This is a genomic window from Xenorhabdus yunnanensis (genome assembly GCF_028598805.1).
In the GTDB taxonomy this organism is placed as follows: domain Bacteria; phylum Pseudomonadota; class Gammaproteobacteria; order Enterobacterales; family Enterobacteriaceae; genus Xenorhabdus; species Xenorhabdus yunnanensis.
Genome location: NZ_JAQRFI010000265.1, coordinates 1 through 356 on the forward strand (window position 1 = coordinate 1; position 356 = coordinate 356).

1 protein-coding gene is annotated in these 356 nt (G+C 50.3%); it reads right to left on the reverse strand.

Annotated features, from left to right (window positions below):
* Positions 1-356: Ig-like domain-containing protein (locus PSI23_RS22175; RefSeq protein WP_273557066.1), on the reverse strand; the 356-nt coding region annotated here is incomplete at both ends.

Consider the following 356-nt stretch of genomic DNA (forward strand, 5'->3'; position numbering starts at 1 on the left):
ACCAAAGGTGATATTGGTCGGTTTCAGCGCCTTGCCGTCTACTGTCGGCGTGATTTTCCAGAGGCCTTTTTTCTTGCCGGCGGTCACCTTGGCTTTGTAGATGCCGCTGCCTGTCGGATCTTCCCTGACCGTACCCAGTGACGGGTTGGGGTTCTGACCGTACAGTTCGTTTTTGTCATCGGTCAGCTTGATTTTATCTGCTGCGCCAGTAATAGGGTGACCGTCTTTGTCTTTCAGGTTCAGGATGATTTCAGTGCTGTCACCTTCCTTATTCAGGGCACCATTTTCCGGTTTAAATTCGGTCTTATCCGTATCGATCATGTTTGCCAGCGAATCACCAAAATCGATGACCGTGG